Source organism: Nocardia sp. NPDC055053 (assembly GCF_053608285.1).
In genome coordinates this window covers 130,788-152,041 of the sequence record NZ_JBSGVD010000009.1, presented here as the reverse complement: position 1 = coordinate 152,041, position 21,254 = coordinate 130,788, and the positions used below count along the sequence as shown (strand labels likewise).

The following is a 21,254-nucleotide window of genomic DNA, read 5'->3' as shown; positions in this document are numbered from 1 at the left end:
GTTTACCTAGACGGCCGGACTGGACGGACGCGATTCGGCGAAAGCGCGTGCGTATCGAGTCCCGGTGAGCAGCAACAGGATTCCGACGACCAGGAAGGCGGCGACCCGGACCAGACCGGACAGCGTCGACAGGTCGAACAGGAACAGCTTGGCCAGTGCGGCGGCGGCGACGAGCAGACCCGACACCAGGCACACCTTCGCGACAGCAGGCGACCGGGACAGCCTGCGCAGCCCGTAGAACAGCGAGGCCGTGGCCGCGACCATCCACACGATCGTCGCGAGACTGTGCCCGAGGATAAAACCGTCTGCCCCACCTAGCGATACGCCCAGCGACACCGCCGCGACGAGCACGTAGTACAGGCCGGCGACACTCACCGCGATCCACACACCGGTGACAAGCGCCTGGTCAGCCCAGCCGGAAAGCCGTGGCACCGTCCACGCCACCGCAGCCGCGACGCCGAGCCCAAGCACCGCCGCCGCAGCCGTCGCAATGTCGAGACGCTGATCCGCGAGACGATGCAGCGCAAGGGTTTCCGGCGAGGCAATCGTCAGCAGCACCAATCCGCCGAGCAGCGCGAAGCCGATGCCGACACAGGCTCCCACCCGGGTCCGGCTCGTCGCGGCGACAGCGAGGAAAGCCAAGGCCACCGCGAACAGCACCGTCGGCAGGAGGTGCGGTTCGCTTCCGGTAGCGCTGACGCAGGTCAGCAGGAGCGACACGGCACCGGTCAGCGCCGACACCAGCGCGGTGTGCCGGGGGATCCCGAGCCGATCGGCGAGACCGGGAACGAGCGAGGTCGCAGACAGACCGAGCAGCACCGCCGCCAGAACCCCGGTGATCGACGCGGTCAACACACGATCGAACAGCATCGCCGCGGCGAACACCGGCAGTGCGGTGAGTGCGATGGTGATGCTCGCGGTGATGTCAACGGCCCTGCGACGCACCACGAGCACCGCGCCGATCAGCCCGACCACAGCACACGCGACCGCCGCGACCAGCAGTCCACCACGCTGCTCCACCTCGTCACCGGAGATAGCCGCCGAGAGCCCGCTGAGCGCGATCACACTCATTGCGGCCAGCACCACCGGCAACGTGCGCGCCACGTGCAGAACCGGCCATTCCCGACGCATCTGCACGGGCACCCCCGCGGCCTGCAACACCACCAGGAATCCCAGCAGCATCAGCTCGGTCGTCAGCGCGGGCGACAACACCGCCGCCCCGAGCACCACCCCCACCGCCAGCGGCTGCGACTGCCACCGCATCGCGATCCCGACACCGATCAGCGCGACCACCAGCGCCACCGCCAGCCCGACACCCGGCGCCACCCAGCGGTAATACCCGGTCACCGCCACAACGTCCAGATACGCACCGGCAATACCGGTGGCCACCAAGGCAATTCCACCAACCCGCCCACCAGGACGACCGAACACCCGCCATCCCGCACCGACGAGACCGACCGAAAGCACCCCACCGGCAACAACTCTCGCCACCGGCCCGAAGAACCCAGCCTGCGCGGCCAGCACCAACAACATCAACACACCGATCAGCGTCACCCCGACCCCAGCCACCGCCAGCACCCGCGAGATCACCCCTTCCCGCTGCCACCACGGCGTCCGAGGCTCCCGCACCGGCGGCGCAACCCACCCGGTCCCCCGCTGCCCCACCCCAACCGGGCCATACCCAGGAGCCCCAGCCCAACCCCCATACCCCGGCGCAGACTGCGGAACCGATTGCGCCACAGCCATTTGCGCACCCGTTCCACGTCCCGGCGCCCACACCGGATGAACCGGCGCACCACCAGGAGGGGCTCCCCCCGGCAACGACACACCGCTGAAAGGCGCTCCCCCCGGAACCGCCGGACCACCAACCGGCATTTCCCCGCGGACCGGAACGCCCCACGCGGACACACCACCAGGCACCAGCAGCCCACCAGTCGGGCCACCACCGGACGCACCCCCAGCGGTCATATCTACAGGCACCCCACCTGAGACTGTCGAATCTCCTGCAGACGCACCCGATACCGCCGCTGTGTCGGCACCCGAAGCAGCTGCGCTCCCGGCGACCCCACCATCTGGATCTGGCACATCACCAGCAGGCACTTCGCCCTCGGATGCGCTCCCGGCAGCTCGCCAGCTGGGATCCGAGGCCCATCCAGCCCACTCGGCACCGGTAGCCGAGGAATGGGCGGGATCCGCGGCAGCCTGCGCATCAATCGCCGACCGACGCACCTCCCCCTGCAACTGCGCGCGCAGCACATCCAGCTCACCGCCCAGCCGCCCCATCTGGGCGCCGAGCGTGGTGAACTCACCCGAGAGTCGCGCGACGAGCGCGGGATCGATCGACGTACTCATGCCTTCATCGTCGACGTGCGGGTCGCGTGGGACATGAGTAGAAACACCCGGTGGAGTGCGGGACTCCTACGTGAATCGCCTCAGGAACCGAGGAAGCGGCGCCACTGGACCATCAGCGGGTACTTCGCGGTGACGGAGCCGAAGCGGACGCGGCCGTGGACGACCAGGTGCAGCGGGCCGATGGGCGGGCCGGTGCGGACCTTGTTGTTGACGCTGGAGCCGATCAGATCGAGGCCGTTGAGGTCGACGGTGGCGGCGGCGGGGACGAGCAGGGTCAGGCCGGTGCAGTAGTCGTCGACCTTGATCTCGACGATCTGGGTCTGCATGACGGCCTCGGTGAAGTCCAGGGTGACGCCCGACATCAGGTTGTTGAGGTGCAGCACCGGCGGGACCTGCCACGGTCCGCGGCGGTTGACGCCCGAGAGGCGGCTGCGGATCAGGCCGGGGGTCGAGCCGCCGGGCGGGACGGGCCGCGGCCGTGGCATGGCGGCAGGCTGGGGCGCGCCCGCCACCCGCATGCCGGGCAGGTCGACGAGCACGGCGTTGAGTTCACCGCGGGTCTTCGCCGCGAGCGCGGTGTCCATGCGTTCGGTGAACTCGCCGAGCGAGAGCATGCCGAGACCGACGGCGCGCTGCAGCAGCTGACCGACGTGTTCGCGTTCGGCGTCGGAGACGCGCAGCTCGCGGTCGCCGACGGGACCGAAGGTCGTGGCACCGGGTACGGAGAGAGATTCGGGACCGCCCATGTCATCGAGGGTGCCAGGAAAACCGGCAGGGCACATCAGGGCAAACCCCCAATTACTCGAGCCCTTGCTCGATCGCGTATCGCGTGAGCTCGACCCGATTCGCGAGCTGCAACTTGCGCAACGTGGCCTGCACATGGTTCTCGACGGTCCGATGCGAAAGACCCAACCGGGTGGCGATCTGCTTGGCCGAGAGCCCCTTCGCAACCATCCGCAGCACCTCGGTCTCCCGCTCGGTCAGCGACGGACGGTGCGGCTGATCCGCCGCGACGGGCGCGGTCGCCATCCGCCGGTATTCGCCGAGCACCAGACCGGCCAGACCGGGCGTGAACACCGGCTGACCCGCGGCGGTGGCCCGCACGGCGTCGATCAGCTCGGCCGCCGACGCGCTCTTCACCAGGTACCCGCTTGCGCCGGCTTTGATCGCGTCGAGCACGTCGTCGCGTTCGGCCGACGCCGAGAGCACCAGCACCCGGCTGTGCGGTGACACCCGCAGTACCTCGGCGGTGGCGGTTGCCCCGTTGCCGTCGGTGAGCTGCATGTCCATCAGCACCACGTCGGGCTGGACCGCGGCGGCGCGGCGGGTGGCCGTGCCGACTCCGTCGGCGGTGGCAGGCACGGCGAACCCGGCCTCGGTGAGGTCGCGGGAGACGCCCTCGCGCCACATCGGGTGGTCGTCGACCACCATCACAGTGATGGCCTGGTCCGTCATCGCCGCTCCTTCGCTCAGCGCGCCGGGTGGCGCGGAATCCGGAATTCCCATTCGGTGCCGAGGTCGTCGCCCTCGGTCAGCAGTTCGGCGGTGCCGCCGAGCGCACCGATGCGCCCGACGATGGATCGGGAAACCCCCATCCGCCCTTCGGCTTCCGCCGCGGCGAGCCTGCCCGCCGGGATTCCCACTCCGTCGTCGCGCACGCTCACCACCAGCATGTCACCGGTGTCTTCCAGCAGCACATACGCTTTCGCCGTCGGCCCAGCGTGCAGTTCGGCATTGGACAGCGCGGTCGCCACGGCAGCGGCGATCTCGTGTGCCGCGAACCGGCCGACGCGCACCGGATCTCCCGGCGTCGCCACCGACACCGCCGGCGTCGCCTGCGTGGTGAGCAGCGGACGCAGATCCACCTCGGCGTCACCGGAATCCGGCCGCTCCGCCTGCTCGGACAGCAGCACCCGCAGCGCCACTTCCTGTTCCCCCGCTCGCTGCGCGAGTTCCGCGGCTGGCCCGCCTATTTCGGTGCCGCGCCTCTTGATGAAGGCCAGCACCTGGAGCACACCGTCGTGCACCTCGCGGGCCAGACGTTCCCGTTCCTGCGCGGCGGCGGTGATCCGCAATGCGCGTTCGAGCTGTACCTGGGCGCGCCGCGCCGTATTGGCGGCCAGCCCGAGCGCCAGGCCGACGGACACCAGCACCGGCGCGGTGGCATCGCCCCACACGTCCTGTCCCCACTGCTCGCGCACCGTCACGACCACGGCCGACATCCCGAGCCCCGCGACGACACCGGCGACCGGTCCGCGCAAGATCGCCATGGAGATGACCGAGTTGGCGATCCACAGCGTTGTCGGCAGGGTCTGATGGCCGTGGTACCAGTCGTAGTCGGCGACGAGCCGGGTCGAGGCGATCAACAGGACCGTCACGACCTGGTCGCCGAAGACCACCCAGCCGCGGATCCGGCCGGTCGCGGTGGGGAAATACCACTGCGAGAGCAGCAGCGCGGAACTGCCCGACCAGATCGCCATCAGCGCGATCAGCACCCAGCTCAGCCGCGGATGCTCGTAGTAGGGCACCGAGGCGATCTGCTGGCCGATCGCGTACAGCAGCGTGACCAGCCGGAACGCCTGGGCGGCCCGCCACAGGGGCGCGGTCGCCGCGTCGGCCGAGCTCAGCTCAGCTGTGTGCGTCCGCATCGCCGGACTCCGCCTCGGCCTTGCGCAGTGTGCGCGCGACATCGAAACGCCCCGGTTCCGGCTTGTCCGGCTCCGCGGAGAACAGTCTTCGGTCCTCACCACCGGCGAGCTCGCCGTAGACCTCCTCGGGACTGTCGGCGAGCAGGTACCGGATCGCGGTATTACCGACCGCGATCAACGGCACAGCCAGCAGCGCGCCCGCGATCCCGCCGACCACCAAGCCCGCGGTGATCGCCAGGACGACCGCCAGCGGATGGATGCTCACCGCGCGACCCAGCAGCAGCGGCTGCAGCACATGGCCTTCCAGCTGCATGACCGCGATGATGATGCCGAGCACGATCAGGGCCGTCACCGGACCCTTGGTGACCAGCGCGATGAACACCGCGACGAACCCGGCGAAGAACGCGCCGATGATCGGGATGAACGCGCTGATGAACACCAGCGAGGCCAGCGGCAGCGCCAGCGGAACGTGCAGGATCGCCAGCCCCGCTCCTATACCGATCGCGTCCACCGCGGCCACGACGACCGTGGCGCGCACGAACCCGACCAGCGTGCCGAAGCCCAGCTCACCGGCGGTGCGGACCTTGTCCCGGTGCGCGGTGGGGATGATCCGGGTGACGAAGTGCCAGATCTGGTCGCCGCCGTAGAGGAAGAAGATGAGGATGAACAGGATCAGGAACGCGCCGGTGAGGATGTGCCCGATCGCGGTGGCGGTGGTCAGCGCGCCGCTGGTCAGGCTCTCTCGGTTGTCCTGGATGGTGCGCACGATGGTGTCGCCCGCGCTGCGGATCTGCTGATCGCTCAGGTGCGGCGGACCGTTGATCAGCCAGTCCTGCACCTTGTGCACACTGTTGGTGACCTCGTTGGACAGCCCGGGCACACCGTCGACGAACTGTTCGACGACGAAGGTCATGATTCCGGCGAGCAGACCGATCGACCCGACCAGCGCCACGAACACGCCGAGTGAACGCGGAATCCCGACCCGCTGCATCCAGTCGACCAGCGGCGCGAGCAGCGCGGCCGCGAGCAGCGCGATCGCCAGCGGAATCACCACGGTGGCGAACTTCTGCACCAGCATCCCCACCGCGAGCAGGGCGGCGAAGATGATCAACAGCCGCCAGGACCAGGCTGCGGCTTTGCGGACCAGCGGATGTACCGACTCGGCGTCCGCGCGCCACGGCGCCGACGTTGGCACGGAATCTACCTTCTGGTCGGTCACCCGAGAGAGCCTATCGGTCCGAACGCTAGATTGGTGGTCGTGTCGGCGCCTCTGGAAGCGGTCAAACAGACCATGCGAACGCGCTGGCCGCTGTATCTGACCTCGGTACTGCTGGCCAATGCCTTCGGCGCGGTCCTGGTGTGGGCCTTCATCCAATACGGCCTGCCCGTACCCGAGGGCGATCCCAGTGGCGTGCGCAAGACCGGCTTCCTCGCGCCGGTGCTGGTCTTCGGCGCCGCCGCGGTGCTGAGCATCTTCGGCGCGGCGCTGATGTTGCGGCCGGTGATGCGCTGGCAGATGCGCGGCGGCCCACCGAGCAGGCAGGAACAGATGGCCGCGCTGCACGTGCCGCTGCGCCAGTCGATCCTGCATCTGGTGCTGTGGATCATCGGCGGCGGCATCCTGGCGGCGCTGATCATCGTCGAATCGCCCGAGCTGGCGGGCGCGGTGATCGTCACCGAATGTATGGCCGCCACCATCGTGTTCGGCTTCACCTACATGCTCGGTGAGCGCATCCTGCGCCCGGTCGCCGCCGAGGCGCTGACCGAGGGCACCTTCGACCACACGCTCACCCCCGGCGTCGGCACCAGGATGGCGATGACCTGGGGCATGGGCACCTTCGCCCCGACCATCGCGATCGTGCTGCTGTGCGTCACCCAGATCTCCTCCGATGTGAAGTTCTCGGCGAACTCGCTGGCCATCTCGATCCTGCTGCTGTGCGGCGTGGTGATCATGCAGGCGCTGGCACTGTCGATGCTCACCGGATCCTCCATCTCCGACCCGGTGCGCCAGCTGTCCCAAGCCATCAACAGGGTGCAGGGCGGCGCGCGTGACGTGCAGGTGGAGGTCTACGACGGCAGTGAGATCGGCCTGCTGCAGGTCGGCTTCAACCGGATGATGGACGAGTCGGCCAAGCGGCGCAAGCTGCAGGAACTGTTCGGTCAGCACGTCGGTGAGGACGTGGCCCAGCGAGCACTGGACTACGGCACCGAACTGGGCGGTGAGACGAGGTTCGTCGCGGTGCTGTTCGTCGACATGGTCGGCTCGACGGCCGCCGCGGCCGAACGTCCGCCGACCGAGGTCGTCAGCCTGCTCAACGAGTTCTTCCGGGTGGTGGTCGACGTGATCGACCGCCACCACGGTTTCGTCAACAAGTTCGTCGGTGACGCGGCGCTGGCCATCTTCGGCGCGCCGCTCGACCGTCCCGACGCACCGAGCGCCGCGCTGGCCGCGGCCCGCGATCTGCGCGAGGCACTGCGCGAAGTGACCAGCCTCGATGTCGGCATCGGCGTCTCGGCGGGTCTGGCGGTCGCCGGAAACATCGGCGCCGCGAATCGTTTCGAATACACCGTGATCGGCGACCCCGTCAACGAGGCGTCGCGGCTCACCGAATTGGCCAAAGATCAACCCGGCCGCGTTCTCGCTTCGGGCAGCGCGCTCTACTTCGCCGACGAAAGCGAGCAAGACCATTGGGAAACCGGCGACGAGGTCCAGCTGCGTGGCAGACGCAGGAAAACCCGGCTGGCCTGGCCCAAGCCGGCGACCGCCACGGACGACGCGGACCAGGAAGAACAGCTGCGTTCGTTAGGCTGAGACGGTGACGGCCGACGGCGACCTAGCAGGCGACCCCGCCTCGTCACCGACCGAGCGCCGCCGCCGGTTCCGGTGGGTGAAATGGGTGCTCGGCGCGGTGCTGCTCGCCCTGCTCGTCGGCGAAGGCATCTATCTGTGGCCGCGCCTGCACGAATCCTGGCGCACGCTCACCGAGATCCACTGGGGCTGGGTGGTCGGGTGCATCGTGTTGCAGGCGATGTCGATGAGCGGGTTCGGCCGGGTGCAGAAGCAGCTGCTGCACGCCGGTGGGGTCGATGTCAGTCAGGGCAAATCGGTGTCGGTGGTGTACGGGGCGACCGCGATGTCGGTGACGCTGCCCGCGGGCCAGGTCTTCTCCACCGCGTTCACCTACCGCCAGACCCGCCGCTGGGGTGCCAGCCCGATCGTCGCGTCCTGGCAGCTGGTCTTCTCGGGCGTGGTGGCCGCGGCCGGGCTGGCGCTGCTCGGCATCGCCGGTGCTGCGCTGGTCGGCAACCAGATCGGGCCCAAACTCATCGGGTCGCTGGTGATCTTGGCGGCGTTGCTGATCGCGGGCAACTATCTCGCCCGGCATCCCGGCACGCTCGAGGCGATGCTGCGCCGCGTGCTCGCGCTGGTGAACCGGATCCGCAAGAAGCCTGCCAATCACGGCATCGCGAAGCTGGCCGAGATCAGGGCCCAGCTCGAATCGGTCGACCTGGGCAAGAAGGACGCGGCGCTGGTCGGCTGCTGGGCGCTGCTGCACCGGTTCGCCGACGTGGCCTGTCTCGGCGCCGCCTGTTTCGCGGTCGGCGCCGATCCCAAGTTGTCCGGCCTGCTCATCGCGTTCACCGCGGGCAAGGCCGTCGGTTCCATCCCGTTCGCGCCGGGCGGCATCGTCTACGTCGACGCGATGCTGATCTACGGCCTCACCGCGGGCGCGGGTCTGCCGGCCTCACAGGCTGTCGCCGCCGCGTTCGTCTACCGGTTCGTCAGCTTCATCCTGGTCGCGATCGTCGGCTGGATCGTCTTCGCGTTCCTGTTCCGCACCCCGCAGGCCGACGACGCCGAATACGAACAGGAGTTCAAGCAGCAGCGCCGAATCTGAACGGAGGTTCAGCGCAGGGCGCGGATGGCGGCTCGCCAACCCAGCAGGAACAGCGCGAGGACGCAGGCCGCGACGATCACGAAGCTCACGGCGACGCCCTGGCCGCTGACGGCGCGCAGCACCATCCCGCCGACGAGGGTGCCGAGCCAGATCAGGATTCCGCTCGGCCACAGCGCCGTCGCGTCGAAACGGGTGTCGCGCGCGACCAGCACCGCCAGCGCCCAGCCGATCAGTAAACCGATGCCGAAGGGCCACACGGTCTTCACGAGACCGGCGATGACCGCCTCGTCGTGGCTGCGCCTCCCGATCGCGCAGAAGACAATCACCAACAGGGCATCAGCTGCGAACGGTACGAACTTCTTCACTGGAGCAGCCTAACCGTTCATGATCAACACCGAGACCGGCACAACGCCCACTGATCAGGGTAAACTCTGCACGCACGCCCCGTATTACGGCTCTGGGGAGGCCAGCGATTTCAGTAGCACCGCGGCGAGTCGCGACGTGGCGTCGCCGCTGTCGGCGTCGGCGATGTGCACCGCGAAGACCAGATCGCCCATGGTGGCCAGCAGCCAGCCGTCGGGCCCGCCGGTCGCCGCGAACGCCGTGACATCGCGGAATCCGCGCAGCGCCGTGGTTTCCGGCTTGCCGATGCCCTCGTGCAGCATGCCGCGCAACCGGTCGACCGCGGGCTGGGTGAGCGCGGGAACCGGGGTGTCGGTGGTGCTCGGCTTGCCGTTCTCGATCATCGGCGGAACCACCGAACCACGCGAGATCGCGGCCGCGGCGATCGCCATGCCGAACGGGCTGACCAGCACCGCGTCGGCGCCGGCGCCCTGGCGCACCTGCTCGGTGCTGCGGCCCGGAGCGCTGATCCGCCCGGTCACCTCGTCGAGCCCGTGCACCTTGAAGTCGACGCCGACGCCGAGCGCGGTGGCCGCCTCGGCGGCTTCCTGCACCGAAACATCCTGCGGTGCTTTGTTCTTGGCAGCCGCGGCGACCGCGCGGAACAGTTCCATGGTGCCACCGGCCGGGAACAGCCCGGTGAACGCGATCGGGCCCTTCTCGGTGGCGTAGCTGTTCTGCGCGACCGCGACGACCGCGCCGGTCGACGGCTGGATCGCGACGACCGAGGCCGGCGTGCCGACGCTGACCACCGCGTCCTCGGCCGCGCGCTGCAGCCGCTGGTCCATGGTGGCGGAGATGTCCGGCCCGGCCGGGCCCTGATAGCCGGCGACCTGGTTGACGAACCGGCCGTCGGCCTCGAAGATCTGCACACCCCAGCCCGAGGTGGTCTCCTGGCTGTCGTTCCACACCTCGCGCAGCGCGTCCAGCATGGGCGACCAGGTGCGGCGATCGGCGGAGATCAGCTTGGGCTGCTTCTCCATCACCACGCCGGGCACCGCGGCCATCCGCGGTTCCAGGATCGCGAAATCGCCCTCGCGCAGGTTGACCGCGACGACCGGCTTGCCCTGCGACGCGGCCAGCTGCTGCATCAGCGACGGTCCGGTGATCAGCGGCGCGACCGGTTCGATGGCGTCGGCCAGCGCGTTGGTCGACGCGACGAGGTCGCCGGTGCGGCTCGGATCGATCTTGATGACATTGATCGTCTGCTCGGTCATCAGCGCGTCACCGGACAGGTCGACGACCCGCGGCGGCGGCTTCGCGGTGGTGCGCACCAGCTTGACGGTGCGATTACCCGCCAGCTGCGGCATGATGACCGCGGGGTCCCAGGAGATCCGCCAGCCGATGGCGAGCTTGCGGACGGTGCCCTGCAGTGTGTAGGTCCAGTCCTTGTGCTCGCCGAAGTTCCAGGCGACGTCCATGCTGAAGATCGCCGACTGCGCGTCGAGATCGATGACCTGGGTTTCCTCGTAGTCGACCGTGCCGGTCGCCAGGCCCTCGAACATTTGCTTCATGGTTGCCGAAGCGGCGGCGGGGTACGAGGTCAGGTCGGCAGCCTTGGTGTAGTCCTGCTCGTCCAGCAGGTCGGTAAACCGCTGGACAACCGATTCCGACTCACTCGGCTTCCCACCCACCCCGCACGAGCACAGCGCGATGGCGAGGGTCGCAACCCCCGCGATCGCCATTGCGCCCCGGACGCGAAAGCGGCGGGATCCCCACACATCCATATCGCCCACTCTTCACTCTTGCCACTCCGGTAACAAATCCACCGTACCGGAAGTTGACCCGTCTCCGATGCCCCGGTATCACGGGACGCTACCCATCCTCAGCACCTTGATTGTGCCCGAAATCGTGCCCCGGTGAAGGGGTGTTTTCGAACCTCGCCCAGCCAGTGGCAACAACTGGCGCACTTACCGTACCGACAGTCACGCCGACTCGTGCGGAACTCGGATCGTCCCGGCGATTCAATGCGAGGGTACCCAGGCCCACCGACACCGAACCCCGGCGATGCCGGCGCGGATCATGCCGGAACGATTCGTTCTCGCAGAGCATAAACCGCTACGCGTATATCGGCGTAATCTTGTAATCATCGCAACGTGAGCAAGAGAGATAGCAGGTGATTTCCATGCGGAACGCCCATCGCGAACGCGGATTCGGCCGGCCCGGCGGCTGGCAGCAAGCAGATCTCCCCGACCCGGCCGACGCCCCCGACTGGTTCGCCGGACGATTGCCCGCCGACTGGTTCACCGGCCCGCCCGAGATCAATATCGACCGCGACGAGATCGTGGTCGTCGGCGAACTCCCGATCCCGCAGCCCAAATCCGCCGATGCCGACGCACCGCCGGTGTCGGCGGCGACGAAAGAAGGTGCGCTCGCGCGCTTCCGCGAGTCCACCCGCCCGGCCAGGATGCAGATCGCCGACGAGGCCCAGCGCCGCTACGGGCGCAGTGTCGCCTGGGGCGTCCGGGTCGACGGTGAGCGAATCCTGTTCACCCACCTCGCCGTTCCGGTGATGACCCGGCTGCGCCAGCCCGAACGTCAGGTCCTCGACACCCTGATCGACGCGGGCGTCGCCCGTTCCCGCGCCGACGCGCTGGCCTGGACGGTGAAACTGGCGGGCAAACACGCCGAGAGCTGGCTCGCCGAACTGCGCGAAGCCATGCGCAAAGTCGACGACCTGCGCTCGGAGGGCCCGAAGGGCTGATTCTCGGCCGCCTCGATTCTGGACTGACCAAAGGAGTGCCCGGCGGGAGGGAAGAATCGAGGCATCGGGGCCGAGAATCCGCGGCACCAGCCGCCGAGGATACAGTTCCTGCATGGCAGACACCGTGCAGGCCGCCGGCCCGATTCTCGTGCTCAACGGGCCGAATCTGAACATGCTCGGCACCCGTCAGCCGGAGATCTACGGCGCCGACACCCTCGACGACGTGGTCGCGCTGTGCGAGCGGACGGCCGCCCGGTTCGGGCGCGAGGTCGTCGCGTTCCAGTCGAATCACGAAGGTGCCCTGATCGACCGGATCCAGCAGGCCCGCGGTGCGGTCTCGGCGATCGTGATCAATCCGGGTGGGCTCACCCATACCTCGGTGGCGTTGCGCGACGCCCTGGTGATTCCCGAGGTGCCGATCGTCGAGGTGCACATCAGCAATGTGCATGCCCGCGAGGAGTTCCGGCACCACTCGTTCGTCTCCCCGATCGCGACCGCGGTGATCGCCGGTCTCGGCATCCAGGGCTACGCCGCGGCGATCGAGTTTTTGAGCTGTTCCGCCTCCCCGCGTATTTAGGCCAGACTCAGGCGCGACAGATCCGGGGACGCGGCCGGCGGTTCGATGCTGGGCAGGTTAGCCCGTGCCCGAGAAGTTACCCATGTGCCCGCCTGATCAGGCAAGACGGAATACCGGGAAGCCAGGGGCGATGGCAGCGAGCTGCTCGTCCGTGGAGTTCTTGTCGACGCCCTCGAAGAACTTGCCGACCTCCCAGCCCCACTTCTCCAGGTAGAGCCGCAGCATCGGGACCTTGTCGGCGTCGGCCACCTCGGTGGCGGTGAACTGTTCGACCTTGCGGCCGAGGCGCAGTTCGCCGTCGCCCGCGACGCGCAGGTTGCGCACCCACTGGGTGTGTCCGCGCGGGGCGACCAGGTAGCGCGCGCCGTCGGCGCCGGTCATCACGTTGACCATGGTGGTGCGCCATTCCCCGCTCTTGCGGCCGCGCACGGCCAGCAGCCGCGAACCCATGATGCTGATCCCGAGCTTGGGCAGCAGGTTGGCGATCTTGTTCATGATCGGGTCGAAGCCGGTGGGGCCGAGGTAGCGGGTGGCGTTGTCCATCTTGATCACTCCTGAACTGTGAGCACTGCTCTCTGTTGAGTACAAGCATGCGCGCAGCCGGATCGATTGTCAAGAGCAGTGCTCTCGTTGTCTGAAATGCCCGATTCAGATCGAAGTATTGCCGCGATGAAATGTAGTACGTATGCTACATATCATCGAAGGTCGATGACTGGGAGGACTCATGGCTTCGAGTAACGGCGTCGTTCTCGACGTCCAGCAACTACGGATGCGGTACGACGACACCGACGTCCTGCACGATGTGACATTTCAGGCCGAGCGCGGGGAGGTGCTCGTCATGCTCGGGCCCAACGGCGCGGGCAAAACCACCACGATCGAGATCCTCGAGGGGTTTCGCAGGAGGTCGGCCGGTCGGGTCGACGTGCTGGGGACTGATCCCGAACACGGTGACGAAGAATGGCGCGCGCGCATCGGCGTGGTGCTGCAATCCTGGCGTGACCACGCACGGTGGCGGGTACGCGAGCTGCTGGCCCACCTCGGCGCGTACTACCGCCCCTACTCCACAGCCCGGATCCACAGACCTTGGGACACAGATGACCTCATCGCTCTGGTCGGGCTGACCGAGCAGGCCGACGCCAAGATCGCCACCCTGTCGGGCGGTCAGCGGCGCAGGCTGGACGTGGCGATCGGCATCGTGGGCAGGCCCGAACTGCTGTTCATGGACGAACCGACCGCAGGCTTCGACCCCGCCGCGCGACGCGACTTCCACGATCTGGTGCACCGCCTCGCCGACCTCGACGAGACCACCGTCCTGCTCACCACGCACGATCTGGACGAAGCCGAGAAACTGGCCGACCGGATCCTGATCCTGGCGGGCGGGCGCATCATCGCCGACGGTTCACCCGAGGAGCTCAGCGCCGCGACCGCGGGTGAGGCCGAGGTGCGCTGGACTTGCGACGGTCAACGTTTCGTCCACACGACGACCGAGTCGACCAAGTACGTCCACGAACTGTTCAAGCAGCACGGCGACCTGATCGCGGATCTCGAGGTGCGCCGCGCCTCGCTGGAAGACGCGTACATGACGCTGGTCCGCCGTTTCGAATCCGGCTCGACCGAGCCCGTCCACTCGTTGCAGGAGGTTGTGCGATGAACCCGAATCTTGTTGCGGTCAAGGGCGGCCTGGCCGCCATGCGGATCGAACTGCGGCAGCTGTACACGAACGGGACCAGCCTGGTCGGCCAGTTCCTCACGCCTGCCCTGTTCCTGATCGCGATCTTCTTCCTGCGCGACCGCAACTACCACGACACCGACCTGTCGATCGGCGAGCTCGCGGTCCCCGGCCTGCTCGGGTCCGTCATCGCCTTCAACGGCCTGTACGGCATCGCCGAGGTGCTCGCGCTGGACCGGGAAGACGGAACCTTGTTGCGCGCCAAGACGATCCCGAACGCCATCATCGGCTACTTCATCGGCAAGATCGGCACGACCGCGGGCGCCGTACTCGTGCAGCTGGTGGTGATAGTCAGCCTCGGCGCGGTGATCGTCGGCGGCTTCTCGGTGTCCGGCGGCGGCGTTGTCACGCTGGCGTGGGTGGTCGTTCTCGGGTTGCTGGCCACCCTGCCCATCGGCGCGATCCTTGGCGGCCTGATCGTCGGTGCCAGGGACATCTTCCTGTTGACATTGCCGCTGATGGGGATGATCGCGATCTCCGGTATCTGGTACCCGATCACCGCGCTGCCCGGCTGGTTGCAGAGCCTCGCCCAGCTGTTCCCGATGTACTGGCTCGGGCTCGGCATGCGCTCGGCGCTGCTGCCCGCCGAGGCCGTCGCGATCGAGATCGACGGATCGTGGCGGCACCTCGAGACGGCCGCGGTGCTCGGCGTATGGTCGATCGTCGGGTTGCTGCTCGCGCCGATCGTGCTGCGGCGAGCGGCCCGACTGGAGTCCGGTTCGAGCGTGGCGGTCCGCCGCGAGAAAGCGATGCAGCGTGCCTTCTGAGGTCATCTACAACCGCATCGCGATGCTGCGCGCCGAGCGTGGCATCTCGCGGCGGGACCTGGCCGAGGCACTCGGCGTGCACTACCAGACCGTCGGCTACCTCGAACGGGGCGAATACAGCCCCAGCCTGCATCTCGCCCTGCGGATCGCGGCCCACTTCGAGGTGGCGGTGGAGGTGGTTTTCTCCACCGAACCGTTCCCCCGGTTGGGCGCCGAGACCGCATGAACACCGGAACCGTCCGGCGTCCGAAGACGCCGGACGGTTCCGCGCGTTCCGGATCAGGCTGCGCCGCTGGACAATCAGCCTTTCTCGCCGCGCATCAGCTCGTAGGTCGACACCGCCTTGCCCGCCGCCTCGCTGGCGGCGACCGCCTTGCGCCAGTACTGCTGTGACAGGTGCGAGAACCCCGCGTCGACGCCGACTTCCTCGCTGGCGTCGATGATGTGCTGGGCGCCGGCGACCATCATCTTCAGCGACGCCAGATCCGCCCAGCCGCCGTTCTGGTTGGCGACCGAGAACTGCTCCATGAAGTACGGGTACGCCTCGCTGGAGCGGATCGCGAACGGCACGAACTGGGCGATGTCGTGACCGGACTTCGCGATCATCGCGGTCGCCTGGTCGAAGGACAGCAGCCAGGGGTGGAAGGTGATCAGCAGTGCCTGGTAGAAGACCTGCGCGAGGCCGTCGTCGGCGCCGAGGTACTCCTGCGGGCTGAGCGGGCGCAGCAGCTCGGCGTGCGCGTCGAACACCGCCTTCGGGCCGCTGTAGAAGATGTAGGACGCGGGATGTTCGATATTGTCGCCCGCCGACATCACCCCACCGGAGAGGAACTGCGCGCCGCGTTCGCGGACCCAGGCCGCACCGGCCCGCGCTTTCTCCGGCGAATCCGACGACAGGTTGGCGATCACCTTGCCCGCCAGGGCTTCCGGCGCCTGACCGAGGACGTCGTACATGGCGGCGTAGTGGGTCAGGCTCAGCACCGACACCTCGTTCGCGGCGAGCGCCTCGGCCACCGAGCCGGCGCGTTTCGCGCCGAGCTCCACCATCGCGTCGACCTTCGCCGTGCTGCGGTTCCACACGGTGACCTCGACGCCTGCCGCCAGAAAGGCCCTGACCATGGCCTGGCCCATCGGGCCGAGACCGAGGACGGATACGGAACGGGTCTTGCTCTGCTCGGACATGTACTGCCCCTTCGGTTCTCGATGCTTGCTGGTTTCGGCGCCGAGATCCATGGTGTCCGCGCGGGTATCGTCAGGGAAGACCGAACGTCGACGTGCGGTTGCTTACCCAGAGGTTCGAAATACGGTCAGAAGGGTGCACCGGACATGAGCAGTGACGCGGATCACGATGTGTGTGGCATGAGCCTGGCCATCGACGTCGTCGGCGGCAAGTGGCGACTGCACCTGATGTGGGTGCTCGGCGACGGGCCGCAGCGGTTCGGGCAGATCAGGCGGATGCTCGACGGGGTCAGCGAGAAGGTCCTCGCGGAGAACCTGCGCCACCTCGAGAGCACGGGCGTGGTGCACCGGGAGATCTATCCCGAGATCCCGCCGCGGGTGGAGTACTCGCTGACCGACCTCGGGGAAACCCTGCGGCTGGCGCTGGTCCCGCTCGAGGCGTGGGGCGACGCGCACCGCACCGAACTCGCGGCGAACACCCGCACGCAGGCACCGGCCGCGCCCGCGCGCACCGCCACTGTCGCGATCTGATGCGGCGCGCGCGAGCGAGGACACCTCCGGCTATGGAGTCACCAGCGCTCCAAGGCAATTCGCTCACCGACCCGTTCGAGCAGCGCCGCCGCGTTCCTGATCGACAGGCGCGGATTGGGTTCGAGATCGCTGAGCGCGTAGCACCCGGCGAATCCCGCGGCACGAATCTCGCCGGGGGACAACAGCGTTCGCCCGACGGCGGCGACAACGGGGACACCGGCGGCCTTGGCGGCCGCGGCGACACCGACCGGCGCCTTGCCGTGCATGCTCTGATGGTCCAGTGACCCCTCGCCGGTGACCACCAGCGTCGCGCCGTCCACCAGTGCGGGGAATTTCAGCAGGTCGAGCAGCACATCGATACCGCTGCGCACCTGCGCGCCGAGGACGGCGAGCACACCGAATCCGGTACCGCCCGCCGCGCCCGACCCGCCGATCTCGGCATAGCCGGTGCCGAGCACCGCGGCCCAATTGGTCAGTGCCGCTTCCAGTTCCCGCATCTGCGCCTGGTCGGCGCCCTTCTGTGGCGCGTACACCGCGACCGCACCCGCCGGGCCGAGCAGCGGATTGTCCACATCGCAGGCCAGCGTGAACCTGGTCTGCGCGATCGCCGGGTGCAGCCCGGACCGATCGACCGCGACCACGCTGCTGAGCAGCGCGACCACATCGCTTGGCGCACCGCCCAATTCGCGTCCGTCGCGGTCGAGCAGGCGCAGTCCGAGCGCGCGCAGCAGGCCGGCGCCGCCGTCGGTGGACGCGCTGCCGCCGAGCCCGAGCACCACCTCGCGGGCGCCGTTGTCGAGCGCGTGCGCGACCACGACACCGAGGCCGAAGGTGTTCGCCCCGATCGGGTCGAGCCTGCCGCCGGGCAGCTTGGCCACCCCGACCGCGGCCGCCAGTTCGACGACCGCGGTGTCACCGCGCACGGCGTAGACCGCGCGCTCCGGCGCACCGGTCGGGCCCGGCGCGGCCACTTCGACCCGCTCCCAGCCCGCCGCGACGAAGGCGTCGACCATGCCGTCCCCGCCGTCGGCTACCGGCACGCACTGCACGTCGGCGCCCGGCGCGCGGCGATGGATCCCGGTCGCCAGCGCCGCGGCGACCTCGGGCGCGGTGAGCGAACCCTTGAACTTGTCGGGGGCGAGCACCACGCGTGGTCGGTCCGTCATCCCGACATTGTCACGGCTCGGACGAAAACCCGCCATACACTGAGGCCGCCCGAGCTCGAGGAGGGCCGTTCGCGGCCCGCCGGTCAGGTGCCGGGGCGTAGGCGACGAAGGAGCAAGCCGCGGTACCTGACCGGCGGGCCACAAGGGGGCCGCGAACACGCGGCGCCAGCCGCCGAAATTACAGTAGTTTCGACGGCATGGCGACCGAGGTCCGCAACAACACCGCGCTAGAGCGGTTCGAACTCACCGCCGACGGGGCTCCCGCCGGCTATATCGAGTACCAGGACACCGGGGCCGAGCGCGCCCTCGTGCACACCGAGATCTATCCCAGGTTCGAGGGCAAGGGCATGGCGAACGTGCTCACCCAGGCCGCGCTCGACACCAGCCGCACCGAAGGATTCGGCGTGCTGCCGCTGTGTCCGGTGGTCCTGCATTTCGTCAAGACCCATCCCGCCTACATCTCGCTGGTGCCGCATCAGGCGAGGGAGCTGTTCGGGCTGCCTCAGTAACTCGCGACGGCACCGTCGACGGCCAGCTGTAATTCCTCCTTGACCAGCCTGGCGATGTCGGCGGGCCGCTGCGGAAGTTCCAGCACCGGCGCACGGAACATGAACCGCGCCGAGACGGCCTCCTCGGCGGTGGGTTCCACCGCCGGATCGGGTCGCGGCCCGTAGCTCATCGCGAGGGCGACCAGCGCGGGCGGCGCGTTCAGCTTGGCCGCGCGGAACGCGATGTGACCGATCCCGCTACCGACGGGCTGCACCTTCGCCGGATCGACGTGGTTGCAGGTGCCCTCGGGGAACACCGCCAGGTGATCACCGGCGGCCAGGCGCTGCGCGCAGATGTCCATCATGCGCTGACCCGCGGCGTTGACGGCCCTGATGCCGTGGTCCCGGCCGCGGAAGACGGGGATGCCGCCCATCATGTCGACCTTGCGGCGCTGGTCGGGATCGATGAACAGTTCGTCCTTGGCCAGCACCCGCACCCGGCCGATCCGCCAGCGCAACGGCGAGTACCACGCGGTCGCCGCGACGGTGTACGGGTCACTGTTGGACAGGTGATTGATCGCGTAGACGACCGGGCGCCCGCTGCGGATCAGCGCCTTGAGCTGTTGTTTCGCGCCATCGGCGAAGGCCACCCGCGGCCGGAACCGACGGGCCAGGATGGCATAGCCGCCCAGCGCCTTCCAGCGATTCTGCTGGTGTCGCAGGTAGTAGTCGTACACGGCGTCGCTGTTCTCGAGCAGGACCTCGGGCGAGTGCATGCCGCGACCCTACCGGGCGCGCCCGCGGCCGGTTCGAGCAGAATATTTCCGGTCAGGAGCGGTCCGTGGGGAGCGCGCGACACCGTACCAATGCGATGATGGCTCGGTGGCACGCGGAGACGACCCGGACGAGCGCCGGACTCGCGACGGGCACGGCGATGACCGGCGGCGCGGGCACCCCGCGGTGGGCGTTCGCGCCGGCAATCTGCTGGTGTCGGCGATCGACCTGGTTGAACCGACCTTCCGGCGGACCGTGGTGTACGTCATCGAGCACAACGACGCGGGCAGTCTCGGCGTGGTACTGAACCGGCCGAGCGAGACCCCGGTGCGCGATGTGCTCCCGCTGTGGGCCGAGCTGGCCGCCACCCCGACCGACCTGTACATCGGCGGTCCGGTCAAACGGGACGCGGCACTGTGCCTCGGCACGCTGCGGACCGGCGCCGACATCACCGATGTGCGCGGGCTGCGCCGGGTCGACGGCCGGGTGGTGCTGGTCGACCTGGACGCCGATCCCGCCGAGATCGGCCCGCTGGTCGAGGGCATCCGGATCTTCGCCGGCTACGCGGGCTGGTCGATGGGCCAGCTCGACGGCGAACTCGACAACGACGACTGGATCGTGGTCGCGGCGCTGCCCTCGGATCCGCTCGCCACCGACCGTCACGACCTGTGGGCGAGCGTGCTGCGCCGCCAGCCGCTGCCGCTGGCCCTGCTGGCGACGCACCCGATTGAACTCGAACGAAACTGATCCCGTTACTCCTTCGACAGAGCAGGAGTGACACCATGAATTTCGACGAGCAGTGACCCGGACCGCCGATGGACGACGGTCGCGACGAACTGATGCGCGCGCTCTACGCCGAGCACGCTCCCGCACTCTGGCGTTTCACCCTCGGCCTGGTGCGCGATCCCGGCCGGGCCGAGGACATCGTGCAGGAGACGTTGCTGCGGGCCTGGCAGCGGCCCGCGGTGCTGGAACAGACCGAGACCTCACCGCGCGCGTGGTTGTTCACCGTGGCACGTAACCTCGCCGTCGACGAGCACCGCAGCGCCCGCCACCGCCGCGAGTTCGGCACCGACACACCCCCGGAGCAGGTCAGCCCCGACCAGTCCGACCGGGCGCTGGACGGCTGGCTGGTCGCCGACGCGCTGAGCAAGCTGAGCCCGGATCATCGCGAGGTGATCGTGCGCGCCTACTATCGCGGACTCGGGATGGCACAGATCGCCGACGAGCTCGGCATTCCACCGGGGACGGTGAAGTCGCGCCTGCACTACGGCATGCGCGCGATGCGCTTGGCTTTACAGGAGATGGGGGTGACGAACAGATGACCGATCTCACCGACGAGTTCAGCACCTGGGATGCCGCCTACGTCCTCGGCTCCCTCGGCGCCACCGAGCGCCGCGATTACGAAGCGCACCTGCACGATTGCCCGCATTGCCGGGCGGCGGTCGCCGAGCTGGCCGGTATGCCGGGCATGCTCGCCCTTGTCGATCGTGACACCGCGCTGTCGATGATCGAATCGCCCGAACCAGCGTCGCCACCGGTCCCCGATCTGCTCCCCTCGCTGGCCGCCGCGGCCGAAAAGCGTCGCAGGCGCCGCCGCTGGCTCGGGCTCGGCAGTGCTGTCGCGACCGCCGCCGCCGCGGTGGCGATCGCGGTGCCGGTGACGGTCACCGTCGCGGGCTCCGGCACCTCCACCGAACAGGTCGTCACCCAGCAGCAGATGCGGGCCGTCGAACAGACGCCGATCAGCGCCTCGGTGAAACTGGTCCGCGACGGCGACCGCACCCGCCTGGTGATGACCTGCAGCTACGGCGGCGTCGACTATGGCTACGGCACCACCTGGACCTATGGCCTGGTCGTGACAGCGGACGACAAACGCATCCCCCTCGACCAATGGCCCGCCGGCCCCGGCACGGAACTCACGGTGGACCGCACCATCGACGCCCCACCGGAATCCATCAGCGCCATCGAGATCACCTCGATCGACTCCGGCCGCACCGTGCTGGTCGCCCAGGTCTGAACGCAGAACGGTCCGGCC

23 protein-coding genes are annotated in these 21,254 nt (G+C 68.7%); 12 read left to right on the top strand and 11 right to left on the bottom strand.

Annotation, left to right across the window (positions count from 1 at the left end):
* Positions 1–6: 6 nt before the first annotated feature.
* The 5 genes from ACWF82_RS12375 to ACWF82_RS12355 all read right to left on the bottom strand — a co-directional run bounded on the left by ACWF82_RS12375 (position 7) and on the right by ACWF82_RS12355 (position 6,219).
* Positions 7–1,629: a DUF2339 domain-containing protein gene (locus ACWF82_RS12375; protein ID WP_452500607.1), complete on the bottom strand. Its 1,623-nt coding sequence runs from the start codon at positions 1,627–1,629 to the stop codon at positions 7–9.
* Positions 1,630–2,432: 803 nt separating this feature from the next.
* Positions 2,433–3,098: a DUF1707 SHOCT-like domain-containing protein gene (locus ACWF82_RS12370; RefSeq protein ID WP_452500605.1), complete on the bottom strand. Its 666-nt coding sequence runs from the start codon at positions 3,096–3,098 to the stop codon at positions 2,433–2,435.
* Between the two features lie 52 nt (positions 3,099–3,150).
* A complete protein-coding gene (locus ACWF82_RS12365; protein WP_452500603.1) occupies positions 3,151–3,807 on the bottom strand; it encodes a response regulator in 657 nt (218 codons plus the stop codon).
* 14 nt (positions 3,808–3,821) lie between these two features.
* The gene (macS, locus tag ACWF82_RS12360; protein ID WP_452500602.1) at positions 3,822–5,000 is read right to left on the bottom strand and encodes a MacS family sensor histidine kinase; all 1,179 of its coding nucleotides are present in this window, start codon (positions 4,998–5,000) and stop codon (positions 3,822–3,824) included.
* Entirely contained in the window at positions 4,981–6,219 is a 1,239-nt protein-coding gene (locus ACWF82_RS12355) for an AI-2E family transporter (protein WP_452500600.1), read from the bottom strand. Before ACWF82_RS12355 ends, macS begins: the two co-directional genes overlap by 20 nt.
* Before the next feature lie 72 nt (positions 6,220–6,291).
* Here ACWF82_RS12355 and ACWF82_RS12350 point away from each other — a divergent pair, with 72 nt between their 5' ends.
* Both ACWF82_RS12350 and ACWF82_RS12345 read left to right on the top strand, forming a co-directional pair.
* Positions 6,292–7,812, top strand: coding sequence for an adenylate/guanylate cyclase domain-containing protein (locus tag ACWF82_RS12350; protein ID WP_452500755.1), 1,521 nt, complete (start codon positions 6,292–6,294; stop codon positions 7,810–7,812).
* Between the two features lie 4 nt (positions 7,813–7,816).
* Positions 7,817–8,899 carry a lysylphosphatidylglycerol synthase transmembrane domain-containing protein gene (locus ACWF82_RS12345; RefSeq protein ID WP_452500599.1) on the top strand — a complete coding sequence of 361 codons (1,083 nt, stop codon included), beginning with the start codon at positions 7,817–7,819 and terminating at the stop codon, positions 8,897–8,899.
* A gap of 8 nt (positions 8,900–8,907) precedes the next feature.
* Here the strand turns inward: ACWF82_RS12345 and ACWF82_RS12340 are convergent, their stop codons facing one another.
* Positions 8,908–9,264 carry a DUF3054 domain-containing protein gene (locus tag ACWF82_RS12340; RefSeq protein ID WP_452500598.1) on the bottom strand — a complete coding sequence of 119 codons (357 nt, stop codon included), beginning with the start codon at positions 9,262–9,264 and terminating at the stop codon, positions 8,908–8,910.
* 84 nt (positions 9,265–9,348) lie between these two features.
* Positions 9,349–10,986: an NTF2-like N-terminal transpeptidase domain-containing protein gene (locus ACWF82_RS12335; RefSeq protein ID WP_452500596.1), complete on the bottom strand. Its 1,638-nt coding sequence runs from the start codon at positions 10,984–10,986 to the stop codon at positions 9,349–9,351.
* A gap of 440 nt (positions 10,987–11,426) precedes the next feature.
* Between ACWF82_RS12335 and ACWF82_RS12330 the strand changes: the two genes are divergently transcribed.
* A complete protein-coding gene (locus ACWF82_RS12330; protein WP_452500594.1) occupies positions 11,427–12,005 on the top strand; it encodes a hypothetical protein in 579 nt (192 codons plus the stop codon).
* Between the two features lie 112 nt (positions 12,006–12,117).
* Positions 12,118–12,582, top strand: coding sequence for a type II 3-dehydroquinate dehydratase (gene aroQ / locus ACWF82_RS12325; RefSeq protein WP_452500592.1), 465 nt, complete (start codon positions 12,118–12,120; stop codon positions 12,580–12,582).
* A gap of 96 nt (positions 12,583–12,678) precedes the next feature.
* Here the strand turns inward: aroQ and ACWF82_RS12320 are convergent, their stop codons facing one another.
* Positions 12,679–13,125, bottom strand: coding sequence for a nitroreductase/quinone reductase family protein (locus ACWF82_RS12320; RefSeq protein ID WP_452500753.1), 447 nt, complete (start codon positions 13,123–13,125; stop codon positions 12,679–12,681).
* A gap of 181 nt (positions 13,126–13,306) precedes the next feature.
* On the opposite strand from ACWF82_RS12320, the gene ACWF82_RS12315 reads away from it, so the two are divergent.
* The 3 genes from ACWF82_RS12315 to ACWF82_RS12305 are packed head-to-tail and all read left to right on the top strand — an operon-like array spanning position 13,307 to position 15,304.
* Positions 13,307–14,233, top strand: coding sequence for an ABC transporter ATP-binding protein (locus ACWF82_RS12315; RefSeq protein ID WP_452500590.1), 927 nt, complete (start codon positions 13,307–13,309; stop codon positions 14,231–14,233).
* Positions 14,230–15,078 (top strand): ABC transporter permease, encoded by an 849-nt coding sequence (locus ACWF82_RS12310; RefSeq protein WP_452500588.1) that lies wholly within the window; start codon positions 14,230–14,232, stop codon positions 15,076–15,078. Before ACWF82_RS12315 ends, ACWF82_RS12310 begins: the two co-directional genes overlap by 4 nt.
* Positions 15,068–15,304 carry a helix-turn-helix transcriptional regulator gene (locus ACWF82_RS12305; protein ID WP_452500586.1) on the top strand — a complete coding sequence of 79 codons (237 nt, stop codon included), beginning with the start codon at positions 15,068–15,070 and terminating at the stop codon, positions 15,302–15,304. The genes ACWF82_RS12310 and ACWF82_RS12305 overlap by 11 nt, the downstream gene beginning before the upstream one ends.
* A gap of 74 nt (positions 15,305–15,378) precedes the next feature.
* On the opposite strand, the gene ACWF82_RS12300 is transcribed toward ACWF82_RS12305, so the two are convergent.
* Positions 15,379–16,311: an NAD(P)-dependent oxidoreductase gene (locus ACWF82_RS12300; RefSeq protein ID WP_452500585.1), complete on the bottom strand. Its 933-nt coding sequence runs from the start codon at positions 16,309–16,311 to the stop codon at positions 15,379–15,381.
* A gap of 93 nt (positions 16,312–16,404) precedes the next feature.
* On the opposite strand from ACWF82_RS12300, the gene ACWF82_RS12295 reads away from it, so the two are divergent.
* Complete coding sequence (locus ACWF82_RS12295; protein WP_452500583.1) at positions 16,405–16,788, top strand: winged helix-turn-helix transcriptional regulator; 384 nt, start codon at positions 16,405–16,407, stop codon at positions 16,786–16,788.
* Positions 16,789–16,826: 38 nt separating this feature from the next.
* Here ACWF82_RS12295 and ACWF82_RS12290 read toward each other — a convergent pair whose 3' ends face one another.
* On the bottom strand, positions 16,827–17,954 hold the full coding sequence (locus tag ACWF82_RS12290; protein WP_452500582.1) for a glycerate kinase: 1,128 nt from the start codon (positions 17,952–17,954) through the stop codon (positions 16,827–16,829).
* A gap of 197 nt (positions 17,955–18,151) precedes the next feature.
* Between ACWF82_RS12290 and ACWF82_RS12285 the strand changes: the two genes are divergently transcribed.
* Complete coding sequence (locus tag ACWF82_RS12285) at positions 18,152–18,463, top strand: GNAT family N-acetyltransferase (protein WP_452500580.1); 312 nt, start codon at positions 18,152–18,154, stop codon at positions 18,461–18,463.
* Here the strand turns inward: ACWF82_RS12285 and ACWF82_RS12280 are convergent.
* Entirely contained in the window at positions 18,457–19,218 is a 762-nt protein-coding gene (locus ACWF82_RS12280; protein WP_452500578.1) for a lysophospholipid acyltransferase family protein, read from the bottom strand. The two genes, ACWF82_RS12285 and ACWF82_RS12280, sit on opposite strands and share 7 nt — an antisense overlap.
* A 106-nt stretch (positions 19,219–19,324) precedes the next feature.
* On the opposite strand from ACWF82_RS12280, the gene ACWF82_RS12275 reads away from it, so the two are divergent.
* The 3 genes from ACWF82_RS12275 (at position 19,325) to ACWF82_RS12265 (ending at position 21,236) form a co-directional block, all read left to right on the top strand.
* On the top strand, positions 19,325–19,963 hold the full coding sequence (locus tag ACWF82_RS12275) for a YqgE/AlgH family protein (RefSeq protein ID WP_452500576.1): 639 nt from the start codon (positions 19,325–19,327) through the stop codon (positions 19,961–19,963).
* A 68-nt stretch (positions 19,964–20,031) separates the two neighbouring features.
* Complete coding sequence (locus tag ACWF82_RS12270) at positions 20,032–20,541, top strand: sigma-70 family RNA polymerase sigma factor (protein ID WP_379305630.1); 510 nt, start codon at positions 20,032–20,034, stop codon at positions 20,539–20,541.
* Complete coding sequence (locus ACWF82_RS12265) at positions 20,538–21,236, top strand: zf-HC2 domain-containing protein (protein ID WP_452500575.1); 699 nt, start codon at positions 20,538–20,540, stop codon at positions 21,234–21,236. Before ACWF82_RS12270 ends, ACWF82_RS12265 begins: the two co-directional genes overlap by 4 nt.
* Positions 21,237–21,254: the final 18 nt, after the last annotated feature.